Raw genomic sequence first — 514 nt, 5'->3', positions numbered from 1 at the left:
AAATGCGTTGCAAATGTATGTCTGAGCTTGTGGGGATGAATCTCACTTACGCCTGCTGTTCGTTTAACAATATCATTTAAAACATATCGTACACCGCGTTCAGTGATTGCTTCACCCTTCATATTTAAAATAAGAAAATCATGATTGCATGACTGAATTGGTTTGAAATGTTCTAAATAATTTTCGATGCTTTGTCTACAATAAGCACCAAACGGTACAAAACGCTCTTTGCTCCCTTTTCCTAATACGGTAACACCATTCGCGTAAAAATCTATATCTTGTTTTTTAATATTTACTAATTCCGAAACACGGATGCCTGTAGCATACAACAATTCAAGAATAACTCGATCCCGTAAATTTTTTGAAGTGTCCTCTTCTACAGTTTTGAATAACGCTTCCATTTCTTCTTCGTAAAAGAATTGCGGAAGATATTTTTCTTTTTTCGGATGTACTAATTGAACAAATGGATTAATAATGTTCTCATCAAGCGTCATCCAATATTCATAGAAAGTTC

At 34.2% G+C, this 514-nt stretch carries 1 protein-coding gene; it reads right to left on the bottom strand.

What is annotated here, in order from left to right:
- The coding region (locus IDG60_RS02175; protein ID WP_206160450.1) for a tyrosine-type recombinase/integrase at positions 1 to 514 on the bottom strand (514 nt) is incomplete at both ends.

The sequence above is a fragment of the Staphylococcus sp. EG-SA-2 genome (genome assembly GCF_017152085.1).
Note: the sequence above shows the minus strand (reverse complement) of the source record. Positions and strands in the feature narration are given on the sequence as shown.